At 42.6% G+C, this 17239-nt stretch carries 12 protein-coding genes; all 12 read right to left on the bottom strand.

What is annotated here, in order from left to right; genetic code table 11:
- Positions 1 to 32: 32 nt before the first annotated feature.
- Entirely contained in the window at positions 33 to 251 is a 219-nt protein-coding gene (locus tag NSQ99_RS20655) for a hypothetical protein (RefSeq protein ID WP_340838923.1), read from the bottom strand.
- Positions 252 to 258: 7 nt separating this feature from the next.
- Positions 259 to 3162 (bottom strand): DEAD/DEAH box helicase, encoded by a 2904-nt coding sequence (locus tag NSQ99_RS20650; RefSeq protein WP_340838922.1) that lies wholly within the window; start codon positions 3160 to 3162, stop codon positions 259 to 261.
- Positions 3162 to 4718, bottom strand: a complete 1557-nt coding sequence (locus NSQ99_RS20645; protein WP_340838921.1) for a hypothetical protein — start codon at positions 4716 to 4718, stop codon at positions 3162 to 3164. The genes NSQ99_RS20650 and NSQ99_RS20645 overlap by 1 nt, the downstream gene beginning before the upstream one ends.
- 231 nt (positions 4719 to 4949) lie before the next feature.
- The gene (locus NSQ99_RS20640) at positions 4950 to 6707 is read right to left on the bottom strand and encodes a sensor histidine kinase (RefSeq protein WP_340838920.1); all 1758 of its coding nucleotides are present in this window, start codon (positions 6705 to 6707) and stop codon (positions 4950 to 4952) included.
- 242 nt (positions 6708 to 6949) lie between these two features.
- Positions 6950 to 7174, bottom strand: a complete 225-nt coding sequence (locus NSQ99_RS20635; protein ID WP_251670273.1) for a helix-turn-helix domain-containing protein — start codon at positions 7172 to 7174, stop codon at positions 6950 to 6952.
- 120 nt (positions 7175 to 7294) lie between these two features.
- Positions 7295 to 7723: a GtrA family protein gene (locus NSQ99_RS20630; RefSeq protein WP_251670271.1), complete on the bottom strand. Its 429-nt coding sequence runs from the start codon at positions 7721 to 7723 to the stop codon at positions 7295 to 7297.
- Positions 7720 to 8700 (bottom strand): glycosyltransferase family 2 protein, encoded by a 981-nt coding sequence (locus NSQ99_RS20625; RefSeq protein ID WP_432806955.1) that lies wholly within the window; start codon positions 8698 to 8700, stop codon positions 7720 to 7722. Before NSQ99_RS20625 ends, NSQ99_RS20630 begins: the two co-directional genes overlap by 4 nt.
- A 24-nt stretch (positions 8701 to 8724) precedes the next feature.
- On the bottom strand, positions 8725 to 12045 hold the full coding sequence (locus NSQ99_RS20620; RefSeq protein WP_340838919.1) for a phospholipid carrier-dependent glycosyltransferase: 3321 nt from the start codon (positions 12043 to 12045) through the stop codon (positions 8725 to 8727).
- 151 nt (positions 12046 to 12196) lie between these two features.
- A complete protein-coding gene (ytvI, locus tag NSQ99_RS20615; RefSeq protein ID WP_251670267.1) occupies positions 12197 to 13228 on the bottom strand; it encodes a sporulation integral membrane protein YtvI in 1032 nt (343 codons plus the stop codon).
- 19 nt (positions 13229 to 13247) lie between these two features.
- The gene (gene yfkAB / locus NSQ99_RS20610) at positions 13248 to 14366 is read right to left on the bottom strand and encodes a radical SAM/CxCxxxxC motif protein YfkAB (RefSeq protein WP_251670265.1); all 1119 of its coding nucleotides are present in this window, start codon (positions 14364 to 14366) and stop codon (positions 13248 to 13250) included.
- Positions 14367 to 14485: 119 nt separating this feature from the next.
- Positions 14486 to 15544, bottom strand: a complete 1059-nt coding sequence (locus NSQ99_RS20605) for an HD-GYP domain-containing protein (RefSeq protein WP_340838918.1) — start codon at positions 15542 to 15544, stop codon at positions 14486 to 14488.
- A 175-nt stretch (positions 15545 to 15719) separates the two neighbouring features.
- A complete protein-coding gene (locus NSQ99_RS20600; protein ID WP_340838917.1) occupies positions 15720 to 17165 on the bottom strand; it encodes a bifunctional metallophosphatase/5'-nucleotidase in 1446 nt (481 codons plus the stop codon).
- Positions 17166 to 17239 lie beyond the last annotated feature (74 nt).

The raw sequence follows: 17239 nt of genomic DNA, 5'->3' as shown, positions 1-17239 counted from the left end.
TTCTAGCTTCTGTCCCCTCCTTGTTCATACATTTACTTTCTACTCTCGCGCAATTCCTTTGCATATTCGGAAACCCTCTGATAGAATGCTTTCCATTGCTTGCTTCCAGTCTTTGGCGGAGCTTCCTCCTGATCAGCATCGACCTGCACTGGCACTGAACTGATCTCTTCACTCGTTGCAGTATTCGCTTGCTCTATTTCCTTCAAGGCGTGCGCGATATGATTCGCTGCATGTTCCTCCTGCTTCTTCACGCGTACGTCACTCCTTCAGCCAATTGTTCCTTAGCGTAAACAAATCCTTTAGCTCATCTGTGCTCAGCTCGGTTATCCATTGATCTGACTGCTGTACAATTTGATCGTTAAGCTGCTGCTTTCCTTCGATCATTTCGTCAATTTTTTCTTCAAGCGTACCTATCGTTATAAATTTATGCACCTGCACTTGTCTTTTCTGACCAATCCGAAATGCACGATCCGTCGCTTGATTTTCTACAGCAGGATTCCACCAGCGATCAAAGTGTATCACATGATTGGCTGCAGTGAGGTTTAAGCCCGTTCCGCCTGCTTTAAGACTTAGTACAAAGGCAACATGAGGGAGCTCCTCATTTTGAAAAGCGGCAATCATATCGTCACGCTTTTGCTTCGGCACCGCTCCATGTAAATAAGGCACCTCTAGCTCGTAGCGCTGAGATAATATCTTTTGAATCTGCTCGCCCATCTCAATGTATTGTGTAAAGATTAGACAGCGCTCCTCCTGCTCGTATATATGGTCAACAATCTCGACAAGTCGCTCTAGTTTACTAGATCGCGTAATCTCCCATTGTCGTTTTGATTGCTTCTGTAATACAAGCGCTGGATGGTCACAGAGCTGCTTCAGCTTCGTTAATGAACCAAGAATTAATCCTCTACGCTGCATTGGCCCTTCTTTCTCCAGCCTATTCAGCAGATCACTAACGATGCCCTCATATAATGAAACCTGCTCTTTCGTTAACGGAATAAAGCTCTTGCTCTCCTGCTTCTCAGGTAATGATAGTGAGATGTTCGGATCCTTCTTCACCCTTCTAAGCATGAACGGCTTAACCCAGCGCTGGAGCGCTTCAATTTTTTTCGCATCCTTGTCACGCTCAATGGGTGCGATAACCGATTTGCGGAATTGATATAAACTGCCGAGATAGCCAGGGTTAATAAAGTCATAAATAGACCACAGCTCAGTTAGTCTATTCTCCATCGGCGTTCCTGTTAAAGCAATGCGATGCTTGGCATGAAGCTTGCGAATAGCGATCGCCTGCTTAGTGTACGCATTTTTTATGTTTTGCGCTTCATCTAAGCACAACGAATCCCAGCTGATTTGCTGTAATTCTTCACTGTCGATTTGTGCTAATGCATACGAGGTAATAACAAGGTCTGCGCCCCTTATCGAATCAAAAAATTGCTCCGCCTTCGGCCTTTTTGATCCATAATGCAATACAACATTCAGATGAGGTGCAAAGCGCTCTAGCTCTCTCTCCCAATTCCCGATGACTGAGGTTGGACAGATAAGCAGAGAAGGTGTATCCATTGCCTGGCCCTTTTCTTTTATTGATGCTAGATAGGCCATATACTGTATCGTCTTCCCCAAGCCCATATCATCAGCAAGCACTGCTCCAAGACCGTAGCTACGTAAAAACAATAGCCAGGATGAGCCTTGCTGCTGATAAGGCCTTAACTCACCTAAAAACAACGATGGCGTTTCCATGAGAGGAACTTCACTAACATTTTGCAGCTGCGATAGCCATCTCTTCAGATGATCATTAAGCTCAATCTCGGTTTCCAGCTCAAATTCTGCATCCTCATCAAGCCAATCCGCATGCTCGCCCCTCAGATGCATTTGAAGCACATCGCTGAACGTTAAACCCTTCTTTCGATGTACCTGCTTTAGCCATTTTTTAACTTGAGCAAGATCCTCTGTGCTTAAATAAACCCATTGGTCAGCAATATGAATAAGCTGACGGTTACTGGCCGCAATATTAAGAAAGTCCTCTTCGCTTAGTTCAGCATCACCAAGCGCAAATCGCCAATCGAATTGTACGATTTGATCAAGTCCGAACATTGGCTCCGCTGCGGAACCAACGGAGTGGCGAACCTTCCCCTTTATCTTCAATCGTCGGCTGCGTATGCCTTCCCACCATGCAGGTAGTATGACCTTGCAGCCGGCTGCTAGAAGCTGTTGGCTCGATGTTTCTAGAAATGTCCATGCCTCTTGTTCAGTCATTGGCTGCTGAAGGACACCGTACTCATCTACTAGTGGCTGCTCTCCCATAACCTCAGCATATCTAAGCCTCTCACGCTGCAGCTTATCTCCAAGTGTGTCCTTCCAATGGCTTGGCACACCAATGATGACTCCGTCTGCCTGCTCCATTAGCCAGCGTTGTTCAAGCTTATTATAGGTGAGGGTATACCACTGCTCGCTATCCGCATCATAGATTGAGGTTCGAAGCACCCAGCTTCCTGACCTGCCAAGCGGTTCATGCAATGCAATGGCAAGCTTATAAGGAAGGGTATCCTCCTTATAGCCGATTGCAGTAAGCCATTCCTCCTCATCTACAACCTTCGTTAGCAGCATGCCATCACCAACCTCATGGAGCAGAGCATTCCAGCTTTGCTTAACATTAGTCTGAACTTCAATTAATTCATTGATGACTAAACTAAACCACTGATTGACTCCCTCGAAGCCATAAGCTTTCGCCGACTCAAGACATTGCTCCCAGCTTTGCTGTTGATCTGGCGTAAATACTGCTCTCCAGCCTGGCTTCTCCGCGCTCCAAGTAGAAGCATCTGGCTCAAATCTTCCATGCTCCAAGCACTCAATCAATAGGTGTGACATATTTTTCAATAGCTGCAAACGCTCACTGTGGCGGAGCTTAACCATTCGCAATGAGCCAGGTGCAGCTAAAAATTCCAATGCTTGTAGAGGGCTAAGCCTTAAAATTGTTCTTCCATTCAGCTTGCTCTCATCGATGTCCGTCCCATACCATGTACGGGCATCCCAGCCGAATAAATAGCTTCTAAGCTGTCCATAAGGAGCTTCGCGCCAGCCATCTACACGTAAGACGACACCATAACCCTCTTCATTTGTACTCCATATCCCATCAATCGATAAAGACTGTAGTCCACTGCTTATTGTCATTACATTAGCTTTCCTTTCAATAGCTCCTCTTGAAATGCTCTCAACCGACTGTACTTTAACTGCATAGCTTCAAAGTACCGGTCCCAGGTCATCTGCTTACCTAATTGCTCATAAAGCGCTTGAAGCTTTTTCATATGTCGAGCAGCCGTTCGATATCCCTGTCTGTTTCTCGTATGAATAGCTGCTTCTACTGCTTGATGGTACATGGGTAGTACGACCTCTGGGGCATGCTTCTCAATGCTCTGCAGCTCATTGCCCTTAAAATCCTCTGGCTTCCTTCCCATATACATCTGTAGATCAGCCCAAGCATCATACTTACCATGAGCGGCATAATGCTCAGCAAGCGCTGAATAGGAATGTGGCAGGAGCATCAGCATGATGGCTTGCCATCGATCATCTTCAGGCTGCAGCTGGCTCGCTTTTCGGCAAAGTGCTAGAAATGGTCCAACCGAGCGCAGATGATTCCCATTAGTGAAATGTTGAAGCAGCATATCCATCCACAGCTGCACCTTATCCCATCGCTGCTCCAGCATTTTGCTTTCAACATACGGATAAATAAGTCTCTGCACTTTCTCAAACTGACATTGCTCTATATAGCTGATCGCTTCTTTATCCTCGCCAGCATACAGCTTGAGCGCTGCAAGTGAACCGTATAGCATATTACGCATATATGGCCCCAGTTCTGCATCAAGTCTACGAATGAATAATGTTATAAATTCATGCTCTTGATCAGCATTGCCGGCAAGCAAGCTTATTAAATGATAGTGTATATAATCCCACTCAATTGTCGGCTTTTCAGACTTCGCCGCACATTCATATACGAAGGCAAGCAGCTGTTTTACCCATGCAAGCTGAAAGGTTTGAAGCTCGCTGCTTTTAATCTCAGTCAGAAGGTCATTTAAATTGGAAATCCATGGCTCTGCAATTCGCTTAAAGGTCATTTCATGGTAATAACGACTAAAGCTGTCAGAAGCCTGCAAAGCACGTTCTCCTAGGTACAATACATACAAGGTAGACGCGCACCAATGCAATTGTTGAACCTCAAAGGGACTATCCTTAGCTAATCCTTTAATCGACGTTAGCGTTTGAGATAAGGGATGGAATGAATGCTTGCACTTTTTCCAGTCATCTCCATACTGCTCGTGCATAAGCCGAAACAGCTCAGCTGGGTTCGTATTCTGGTTGATCAGCAGCTCCGAATCAGATGGTTTAATGAACTTAGACGCTCTTGTAACACCGAGCAATTGAAAATAAGCCTGCTCAGCTAACACTTTCCCATTCTCAAGACCTTTACAGTATTGAAAAAACAAAGCTCCAATGTGCTCACAAAACTCACTATGATGACAGGTACAGCTGCTGTAGCGAATGTTTTCTGAATCAATGACGACAGCATGCAGTTCTATATCTTTTACAATTCCATTAATCATATTTTTTGAGTAAACCGTTATTTTTTGCACGGCTTCAGCCTGGAACAACTGCCACGCACGTTTCACGTTAGCGGCAAATCGCCCCTCCTGACATAGCTCATCAAAGGCAGTTAACAGCTGATTATACATTTGCACGCCTCTTGAGTCACCCCACTTCATATCTCTCCATTCTATCTATTATATCAAAAAAACGGGGCTACTATAATATTTCGGGAATGTTTTTATTTTTCTGCTTGATTAAATACTATTGTGATTAATTTCACTACTAAGATGCTATTGGTGTGATACTGGATACTATATGCAGGCTCATAAAAAAACGAGCACAGGTTATAGAATAAAAACCTGTGCTCGTTCATTCAATTAGTTTGTTTTCAACGGAATTCTAACTTCAAACACGATCGTCTCATCGTCAGGTGCACTCATTTGAATATCGCCCTTATACTGCTTCACAATACTTTCGATAATAGACAAGCCTAGGCCATGATGCTCTCCAAGCTTTGTGCTGAAGCCGCTTTTGAATAGCGGTAGATTTATTTTTTCTTTTGCGTTTTCACAATAGTTGCTAATTTTCAGGTGCAATGTATGCTGCTCTTCCCGTCCATAAAGCGAGATTTTCCGATCGCTCTCTTCGTATTTCAACACCTCATCAAAGGCATTATCAATCAGATTACCGAGAATACGATTAATATCTAACGCTTGTCCCGCTAGCTCCGTCAGCTTAACCGCCTTTACATCGTGCGTAAATTCAATATGATAAGCCTCAGCCTGAGATAGCTTGGATCGAATAAGAGCTGCTACTGCTGGATTGCCAATATTAATATAATCATTAATAAAATGAATTTCACCGGCAATCTCTGCCGCATATTTCTCTACTTCGTCATAATGCTTCAGCTTAATAAGTGAGTGAATCGTTTGTACCTGATTAATAAAATCATGCCGCTGAGAACGTATCGATTGAAACAATGCATTAATTTCTTCAATGTAGGTATCCTGAGCAACTTTTACTGCCTCTTCTCGTAAATTTTTAAAGTAATTCATGACAAGAATAACAGCAGGAAGCATAATGGATGTAATCAATATCGTCATTAAGGCAACACGAACGACACTTTCTCTCAAGCTTTCAGCGATATGCTCGTAGCTTGAAGTGATTACAAGAACGTAGCCTTCCATAGGCTGTCCTTCCTCATCCACCATTGCTAGACGCTCTTCTTCAACTGATACAGGAATAAACATCTTGTACGTGTAGGCTTTAGCAGTTCTCTCTGTACGTGTAATTCGTTCTCCACTATTAAACGCTTTTTTTACATCCAGCTCATCATGCTTAGATTTATAATTATAGCTGCCATATAGCACAGGACGCTGTACAATATGCTTTCGTTCACTCCCATCCTCTTCAATGGTCACTTGATCATTTGGGAATGTGAGCGGATTGACTATACTAATTTCCAAGAGTGATTCATTGGATTGTACGAGATCCTCAAACAATCGGTCGAGGCCAGTTAGCTCATTATACGTATTGACTGCTGTGTAATCTATATAAGGGTCTATCATGTAATTGGTTGTACCATCATAAAAGTAGCCCCATTTGTAAATATTCGTGTAATCCGTGGATGAAACCTCGTAGGGACCAGACCAGAAATTCGGCAATGACGTTCCAAGCCATTCTTCATCAATCGTTTTCATTTCGAATAATTCATGAAAAATACGATGCCAAGGATCCCACGATGCTGTGCTTTTATTAATTTGCTTCGGATCAGATGATTGATATAAGACAATGTCGTTGTTTTCCAGCTTTTTTAATAGTGTAATATGTGATAAGTCCAGTTCCTTAGCGAGTGCTTCAAGCTGCTCAGCTGTAATGTTTTCAACATCTTCATCCAGCGCGTACTTTGCTGCAATAGATGCCGCACGCAGCTCTCGACTGATCTGCTCCTCGAATAAGTCAAGTCCTACCCGTCTCTGCTCTGCAGCCTGTCTAACTTGTGCACTTAAAGAAATTAATTGCTGATCAAGCTCTTGTTGCAGCAGGTAACGAGTAATATAGAAAAATACTACATTGTTAACAACGACGAGTAGGACGATGCTGCTAATTGCAATTAACCATATATTTCTACGCATTGTGTCTCCTTCTGTATATAGCAATTAAACCCGTAAAGAACATAATACCATATTCCTAGTTATGTGGTCTGATAAATTGTTACTATCTTCGTATTATGGCTCAAAAACTACTAATATGACAAGCATATATTCAAAACAACACAAAAAATGAGAGCTTAATTAGCACAAGAATGTGCTAATTAACTCTCAAGCCTTGCATTCACATGGCAAATGATAGGAGTTAGAGAATCTGGCAAGAGCGACTAAATCTTCAGCTCTCCCAACTTAATTAACTCTACAACTGCTTGCGAACGACCTTTCACATTCAACTTTTGCATCACATTTGAGATGTGGTTTCGTACAGTTTTCTCACTAATGAAGAGCTGCTGGGCAATATCTCTTGTAGTTTTATCCTGCACGAGCAACTCAAATACTTCGCGCTCACGATGAGTTAATAGAAACTTGCTTTTATGGTCGTTGTCCCTCAATGTGTTTCAGCCCTCCTTGCCAGGGTGTTATGGTATACCAAGGTCAAGGGATACAGTCAACATATAATATGTCTCATTGAAGGGGATTGTTACCTATATAGAAAAAATAGGCTAGACAAATTACTGACGAAACACCCATTTTTTCGTTCCGATGAACTGAAACACTACAATGCATGCAGTCGCGACAAGCTTACTCGACAGCTCATGCCACTGTAGACCTTCAATGAGCAGCGTAATGAGCAAGCTTGAGAGCAGCAAAGACAACAGATTCCACAGCACAAAGCGTAGGATTACATCAAAAGCATGCTTTTCTCGCTGTTTTGTTCGAAAAGTAATCGCTCGATTCCATATAAAGCTGTTCAGCATCCCGGCAGCATAGGCAGCAATGTTCGCCAGCACATACACTACAGAAAGCTGCAGCAGCAGCCAGTATACGGCAATGTCTACTGCTGTATTCAGCACACCGATGATACTGAACGATAAAAATTGCCGAATCGCTTTATTCGGTTTTGTTTGAGCTTTCTCATTTACCATACCTTGTTCAGTCATCGTTCATCCTCTGATTTACGAGCATGATGCTCACTGTCTAGCTGCTGGCCTACCGCTTCACGCACAATATAAAGTGGACGATTTTTTGTTTCGTCGTAAATTCGACCGATATATTCTCCGATCACACCAAGCAAAATGAGGATGATCCCATTAAACAGCAGGTTTATCGCAACAATACTTGCCCAGCCCGCAGTTGTTGATTCGGTAAAGAGACGCTGATACAGGACGATAAGCAAGTATATAAAGCTGACAAATGAAATCGTAAATCCAATATAGCTAGCGATCCGCAAAGGCTTGTACGAAAACGATGTAATCGCATCAAGCGCGAATTTTAGCATACGCTTAAGCGGATACTTTGTAACACCTGCGTAGCGCTCCTCGCGAACAAATTCTACACTCGTCTGCTTAAACCCAATCCAGCTAATCAGACCTCGCACAAAACGATTTTTCTCTTTAAGCCCCTTCAGTACATCGCAAACCTTCCGATCTATTAAGCGGAAATCACCTGTATCGCTTGGGATATCTACACTTGTTAACGCGCGCAGCGTGCGATAAAACAGCATAGCCGTCGTCTTTTTGAACCAAGTTTCTCCCTTGCGTTTTATTCGTTTACCGTATACAACCTCGTAGCCCTCACGCCATTTGGCAATCATGTCCAGCATAATCTCTGGTGGATCCTGCAAATCAGCATCAATGATAATTATTGCATCGCCCTGGGCATAATCCATCCCTGCAGTAATGGCGATTTGATGACCAAAATTACGTGAAAAGTCGATGAGCACAATTTCCTTATGCTTACGAGACAGTTCTCGAATCATGTCTGCCGAACGATCCTTGCTACCATCGTTTACAAAGATCAGCTCATAGCGATCACCTGTTGAATCCATTACCTCTTTTAGCCGTTTAAATGTCGTTCCGATTACTTCCTCTTCATTGTACATCGGTACGATTACACTAATAAACGCATGTGACATCATTAGACTCCTTCGCTCAAGTTTGTTCTAAAATAACCATGAAGGGAACCAGCGCAGCACATGAACAATATAGTCCTCTGAAGCTGGCATTCCTGAAAGCACAGGATAAAACATAGCAAACAGCACGACAGCTGCAGTAATGTATCCTAAACGCACATTTCGGCTCCATTTAAATTTCTCCTCAAGCAACTTAAATACATACATGATGCTAACAATCATGAACGGAACCATAGCAAAATAATGATATAGGAAAGTTTCGCGGGGTACGAGCATCCATGGTACATATTGCGAGAAGTACGCAATAACTAGCATGATTGCACCTTGATCCTTCCTTCTAATACTTATTACAGTCGTAGCCAGCATTGTAAACAAGCCTGACCACCAAATAAGTGGATTACCAAATGCTGCAATGGTAGAGCGCATTCCTTCCATAGGCGCGGAATCAAGGTAATACCACACCGGCCGCTTCATAAATGGCCACTCCCACCAGGTTGAGGAGAATGGATGTGACGAAACAAGATTGCTATGGTAATTGTACATATTTACTTGATAATCGATTAGCGCTTTCAGCGTGTAGCCGCTCTCCAATGGCTTAAGCACAGGAATATTCGCCAGGGCGTAGATACTAAGCGGAATTGCGATATAAAATAGTAAGCAAATCGTTATCGTAGAAATCGTGTACGGAAAAAATCTAGCACGTATTGCTTGCGCATGAGCGATTACGTTCTCTTCTAGGCTGTTCCTGTTCTGTCCATGAAGCAGTACACCGGCACTTCGAAACTCGAAGTAGCGCTGGAGCAGCGTGATAGCCAGCATCACTGCAAGGCCTGCCCCCCCATAGAACACGATCCATTTGGAGGCGATACCGAAACCAAAAAACAATCCCGCTAAGCCGAGTGGAATAAAGGTTTTGCGTAGCCTATCTCTGTAAAAATTCATGCTCGCATAGCGTTGCATGAAGTAAAACATAAGCATAATGAACAGTACAGCATACACATCAATCGTAGCAATACGCGTCTGCGTAAAATGCATGAAGTCTACGGCATACAGTAGCATTGCCCCCACGGCATACCCGCTTCTTCGCAGAATCGCTTTAGCCATTAGATAAATGATCGGAAGCATAAGCGCACCACATATCGCACCAACGATTCGCCAGCCAAAAGGACTTAAACCAAATAACTGTACACCTAAAGAAATCAATATTTTCCCAAGCGGTGGATGCGTGCTTTCATAGGCTTGTATGCCTTCCACATGCTCGTATGCCGTTCTGGCATGATAAATCTCATCAAAATAGCTGCCAACACTATACGTATGATGGAAAGGCACAATGCTTTGCTCATCAATCAGATGGCTTGCCGCTCCGCGGGCTGCACCTTGAGGCTCATATGCTGTTGATACTTGTACAGGCAGCGGGGTTTGCGAGCCTACCTCGAAAAAGCCCATTTCATGTAAACTAAAACCAAGCTTAACAGGCTGAAGCTTTACATAGCGTGCAGCAACCTGTACATCCGCTTCTTTCCACAAAAATACAGCAACATGATCATGTATTAAGGTTTGCTCGTCGGTCCAGCTTGCCCCGTCGTTTGAAAAAGAATATCGATATTCGCCATCCCCCACACCGCCGAAGGAGATCACTCGCTGAAGCTGCTTGGATTCTCCAAGGTCAAACACGATAGTATCTTCAATGGTCGCCGGCTGCCACACTGTTTTCGGTCCGTTGGTGCTACCAAGGTTAATCAACGATATTATCGTGTAAACAGCCGTCACACTTGCCACGATAATCCAATCCTTACGAGTCATACCGATATTATACCAAGCACGATCCTTCTGCTGCGAATCTGTAGAGCTAGCTGAAAGCACACGCTCCAGAGCATGCTGATGATGCTCTCGCTCATGACGTACGAATAGCTTGAACACCCGCTCCTTCACATAGAGATCGTAACCAACATAGAGCAGCACGAAAGTCATTACAAGATTTGCAACAGAGCATAGAATTGCGACTCCGTCATATGGAATAAAGGTTGTCGTCTTGCTGGCTTCAAGTACGACATATAAATTCAATGTGTTCGTAAATGTAAAGCCATAGCTTAAGTAGAGTAGTCGTCGATCCTCACTCTGTATAAAAGCCATAACGAGCAGAGCGATTGCTGCAAACATATAACGCTCATGCATTTTGGTTACAAACATAAAGACGATAATAAGTAAAGCTGCAGCTATAAAGTACGATGAGGATGATTTTGCTTTACTGCGAATTCCGATAAATGCAGCGTAGGCAACCGCAGCAAAAATAGCAATCATTCCATAGAATCCAAGCGTAGCACCAGCTGCTATATGCTCAGTTGAGACCCAATTAAGGTTAAACAGCATGTATGTATTGAATGCATTCAAAGTGGCGTAGGCATAGGACGATAATGTACCGCGATAGAGGTCTATAAGCTGCCATAGTCCTCCGCCCTTAAGAAATAGAGGCAATGAAAGCAACAAAAACGTACCAAAGCCCCATGCAGCACACGTTATTACCGCTTTCCAGCGCTTTTTATAGAGTAGAACGAGCAGCACAATTGGCATAAAAATAAAGGCTTGCGGCTTAGTTAACGCTGCAAGAGCAAAGATGACGGATGCTTTACCTAGTCTCCCATCTGTATAGAGACCAACACTAATGATAATAAGAAAAGTGAAAATAGAATCTACCTGTCCCCATACGGCGCCATCAAGTAATACGACAGGGTTGAACAGATAAATCATCATTAATCCGAACGAGACTGGGAACGAAAGCTTTTTATTTGCTTGCTTGTATATATAGTAGGATGCACACAGATCAACAATGATCGTTGGAAGCTTGTACAGGATAAGAAATGCTGCACTGCCATATGTTATTCCGAACAGCTTCTGCACTGCAGCAACAATATATAACACGTACAGATAGCCAGGAGGATAATCAAGAAAGAAATCACCATGGTAAAGATTAAGTAATCCTTCATTAAAGGCATAGTTACCCCAATAATGAAACAAGTTCAAATCGTTCACGTAGCCTTCATTGAACGCTGCTAATAATAGCCTTATCAGTAATCCAAGTATTAATGCTCCGCTTAATAGCATTCTTCGTTTCATTAGCCATGCTTGGTCAACCAGCTGTTGATCTCTGAATAGCATGTGATGAACGGTTACTATAAACAAAGAGTAAAGTCCAATGACCATTAACGGAACGAGGATCGAAACATGCGGCTCCGCTTCGGATTCCTGTGCAAAGACAGGCAATGCAATCCATAAACTCATAAGAACGAGAATTGAGGCTGCTATCATTTTGGTGGGCCTGTAGCGCAGCAAAGCAAGGAATGATGGCTTCATGAATATGACTCCTTTTCGCATGTACTTGTTAAACAATAATAATATACCATATATTGTTATCAACTAAGAAAATATAAAGGCGCAGCAACCGTTTATTTCCATTCGTTCAAGCAGTGGTTGCTGCGCCTTTATGATCCGTCCTTCGTGAGCTTTACAGCTTTATTGACGTTGGTATAATACCCGCTTGTCTGCAGGCTTTGTAAATAATGACGACGAGTGGTCCAAGAAAGACTCCGATTACGCCGACAAGCTCCAAGCCTACATATAAGCTTATAAGAACTGACAAGGCGCTAATGCCAACAGAATCTCCCAGCACCTTCGGCTCCACAATTCTTCTGAACACCGTTATTACGATAAATAATAGCAACAGACCGATTCCTGTAAATATATCCCCTACAAAAATGCAGTAGATCGCCCACGGTACTAACACTGAGCCTGTTCCAAGAATAGGCATAATATCGACGATAATAATTAATAGTGCAATAGCCAGCGGATATTTCACTTGCAGTACAAGTAATCCTACTAGAGAAATAATATAAGTAAGCGCACTTAGAATCAATTGCGAGCGTAAAAACCCGAAGATTGAATTTCTAAGACTTTCAAGCACTGAATTAACTTTATCTCTCGATCCTTCATGGAAAAACGATAGCACCGATTGCTTTAGGGTATTCAAGCTAAAGCTAAACATATATACGGCAACGATAAACACAATGAAAAAAATAAACAGGCTCGGTACACTAGATATTACGCCGCCCAGTCTGCCGGATAAACCCATCGCTTGTTTTGTCAGCCAATCGAGCAGCGACATCACATATTGTTCGATCGATTCAACCGATTCAGGCGGAAGGTTTTCATACGTTTTACGCAGCTGAGATAACCAGTCATTAGCAAATACACTTAAATTAGAGAAATAGCGAGGCAGCTTCTCCACGAAAGCAATCACTTCATTGAGCACCTTTAGACCAATTAAAAACATTAGCCCAAGCAAACCGATTGTAAACAGCGTGCAGGTTATAATTGCAGAAACTAGGCGATTTAATCGAAGCCGTTTTATTAGAAATAAATTGACAGGCTCTAAAAATATCGCAACGACGAGAGCCAATAAAAACGGAGCTCCTGCTGTAAAAGACAAATACAGCAAACCAAGTGCAACTGCAACGGAAAGCATTGCGCGAACGGTCAATAGATCACTTCCTCACTATTTATTCTACAATCGCTTGACGTGCTAAGAAATCAACATCTTTATAATACATATCCTTAACTAGCAAATTCGGTCCACAGCAGGCTACTGCTGGACAATGACAATTGACGCTTTGTGCCAACTTATGCATTTGCCACTGATCAAAGATATCATCCAAGTTAGAATCATATATACTTCCGAAGGAAGGCACATCTGAAAAATCAGTTACAAAAACTTCTCCTGTAAATAAATTTACATTCAAACGGTTACGACCATCCGGATCATTGCGCACCGTAACATTTTTTTCGTTAGCCAATCTTGCAAGCAGCTTGCGTTCCTCTGAGTCCGAGCTGCAATGGTAGAATGGAAGCGTCCCAAACAGCATCCATACGCTTTGATCTCTTGTTTCCAGCAATTGCTCAATCGACTTGCGCATTTGCTCCTTAGATAATACAGGCAAATCCTTTGCAAATGAGCTTGGATACATCGGATGCACCTCATGGCGCTGGCAGCCCATCTCCACGATAAGCTCATGAATACGTGAAATTTTGTTATGTGTACGATAATTAATCATAGATTCAGCAGACACAAGCACCCCTGCATCGCTTAACCGCTTTGCATTATCAATCATTCGCTCATACAGCTTCTGTGCAACCTCTAATGGTACAGGATGCCCAGATTTGGCAAATCCAACCTCATGAAAGTCTTTTGCTTCCGTATAATTGAACGAAATATGCATTACATCTAAATACTTCGCTATTTTCTCATATCGTTCAAAAGGAAGCGTCACATTTGAATTGATCTGTGAATAGATCCCTCTGCTTCTCGCATATTGCAACAGCGGGACAATATATTCATCTACCGTTTTTTGCATGAATGTCGGCTCACCACCAGTAATACTAATGGTTGTAAGCTCCTTAACTTCGTCCAAACGCTTCAACATAAGCTCCAGCGGTATCTTTTCTGGCTCCTTAAGCACGAGCGTGTCTCCAACTGCACAATGCTCACAGCGCATATTGCACAGATTAGATACGGTCATTTCAACGCTTGTCAAGCGATGCTTCCCGTATTTTTCTAAGGAGTGTATAGCTTCCCACGGATCATTATTGGGTGATAATGGAATTATTGTTTTTGTCATCATATAATCGCACCTTATTATTCTATTAATACAAGTATATTGTATAGTTCTTCCTACTTAGAATCAATGAAATCAATTTTAGCAACAAGAAAAACCGCCTCGCTAGGCGGTTTCTTTCCAACTCATAAAGCAGCGTCATTCACTTTTACAATCATAGTGCTTAGCTCACGAGACAAATTTATCTCGTAAGGCACTGTCAGATCCTCGCCGATTTCGTTCGTAAGCACACGTACGATCGGCCGTTGCGGATAGCTCGGATCATAGTCAACAACAACTGCCGTTTCTCCTGAGTTAAGCTTTACCGTAATGCCAATAGGATATATAACGACCTTATCTCGGAAATGAGCAAGCATCCACTGCTCATACAATGTACCAGAGCCAGCATATAGATGCTCCATCGCCAAATGAGGGAGCATGGGGCTGCTGTATACTCGACTTGTCGTCATCGCATCGTACGAATCGACAATACCAATCCATCTCGCATGCTCCATAATATCGTTGCCTTTTAATGCTCTTGGATAACCGCTACCATCCAGTCGCTCATGATGCTGCAAAGCGCAGTGCGCTACAGACAATGGCAAATTCGGCTCGTCCTTTAAAATTTCGAAGCCTCTGTTCGTGTGAAGCTTCATCTCCTCATATTCTTCCTTCGTTAATGCATCCGGCTTCTTTAATATATCAACGTCAATCTTTGTTTTTCCAATATCGTGCAGCAATGCACCAAGGCCTAAATGAATGGTTTCTTCGCGAGAATACCCGTAGCTCATCCCTAGTAGCGACGTATAGACGCATACGTTCAGCGAATGCTGGTACAGGTAATGATCTACAATTCCCATATTCATCAGCATAATCATGGCGTCCTTATTACTAGAGAGATCATCAATAATAAGCCCCATCATATCCTTTAGAGGCTTAGCGATAAAAGGTCTCGTCGCCCCTTTATTCGTAGAGACTGGCTCCATCATTAACGAAAAATTTTTACGTATTTCCTTTACTGCAACACGAAAAGTCTCTTCGCTAATTAACGTATCATTATTAATATCTTCTGTGCGAGGATCATGAATATATACGTACTGTACATTACACTCCTCTAATCTGGCAATCAATCTAGCTGTAAGCTCCATATTTTCACCAAGGAGCACAATGCCATCTTCTGTGAAAATTTTTTTCGCCAGCTTCATGCCCGGTTTACATTGTTTGATAGTAAGAAGACGCATCCTTCTGATCCCTTCTGTTTGTTAACTGTACATTAATTTTAACCTGAACTCGAATAATGTCACAACCCTGCTAAATAAATTTAAATAATTTAGGTATTTAGCATCAGATTTTTTGAGCAGGAATGATAGGATCTAACGTTTATTCGCTTCTTATCCATCTTTTTGTTTTACTTTGCTCAATATGCTCAGCGTTGGTTAGCTCTACTTCCATAATATTTCGAATAAACTCTGGCAAATAATAGGTTGCATTTTCAAAATTTGCTAGGCTTGTATAGCCCACTTTAAAAGTAAACATGTCGATACTCGCAACTCGGTACGAGCGTTGCAGCTCTAAAGCTTCTCCATTGACATAAACAGATTGAATTCTGTTAAGCGGCGGTTTATCTAAAGCATATATCACCTCTAAGCCATCGACAGCTAACATTCCAAGCTGCTCTCCACGAAATCCAAAGCCTCTCGGCTTAAAATCCTGATACTCCACTAGCAAAGATTGTTCAAGAGCCTGTATAAGCTCGCTACCTTTTAGCATCAGAACACATGGATTGATTGGTGATGGACAGATCGCATGCAGCTCTCCAGCCGTTACCGGCCCTACCGCCAAGCTGCCTAGAAGCTGCCCCGAGTTTACAATACCAATCTCGGCGTCACACCAGCTCCGCAGACCAATGGCTAGTAAATTTGAAAGAGGTGACTCACGATAATGACTAACCTCAAGCGGTTCCTTGAGTACTTCAATAACACGTGACAGCTTCTTCTGTGCATCTAGTTTTCCTTGCGCAATAATATCCATAATCTGTTCATTCTCTGGATAAGCGGCTGTAGGAATGACTTCACCAGTAATCACTGCTTTTTGAAGCACTTTATTATATGAAATGGTTACCTTACCAACATAGGAACCAAATTTTCCAGCGGCACACATCAGGGTACCATTACGAAGCTCTGGAGGATCAAACAAATGATGCGTGTGTGATCCAAGAATGACATCAATATGCTCGCACTCATCAGCAATACGTTCATCATACTTAATGCCGAGATGTGACATGAGCACAATAACATCGCAAGAAGACCGTATTCGCTCAATCTCTTTTTTTATTTCAATGATCGGTTCCGTCGTTTGCCAACCCATCAATTCATAAAACTGATAGAAGTTTGCTGTTGCAGCAATAAATCCAACGGACAACCCAGCACGTTCGATAATCGTAGAGGAAGAAAGCCATGATGGATTGTCTCCATGAAGCTTATGTAAATTGCAGCAGATTACCTGAAATGAGCTGTCACTATATACCGCATCCAGCTGCTCAGCAGAAAAAGTCAGCCCTTCATTATTACCAAGCGTTACGACATCATAAGCAGTAGCCTCTATAATTGCTTGATGAACAAGTCCATCCGTTCCTTCAGTCTCCATCCTTGCACGATCCATATGATCGCCCAAATCTACAGCTATTACTTGCTCTGGCCCGTACTTAAGTCTTCCCTGTTCAATAATCGTTGCCGTTTTAGCAGCCTGCTCCAATCGACTATGTAGATCGTTACTATGGAAGATAACAACCTCAATAGCAGTGTCATATTCATCATTTATTGACATTGAATCACCTCTCCACCATAGCTTAAGTCCACTCAATTTGTTTCGCTGAGCTGCTAGCCACCGAATTTCGACAT

This window comes from Paenibacillus sp. FSL W7-1287 (assembly GCF_038004245.1).
In the GTDB taxonomy this organism is placed as follows: domain Bacteria; phylum Bacillota; class Bacilli; order Paenibacillales; family Paenibacillaceae; genus Pristimantibacillus; species Pristimantibacillus camelliae.
The sequence above is the reverse complement of the archived record's forward strand: the minus strand, read 5'-3'. Positions and strand labels throughout refer to the sequence as shown.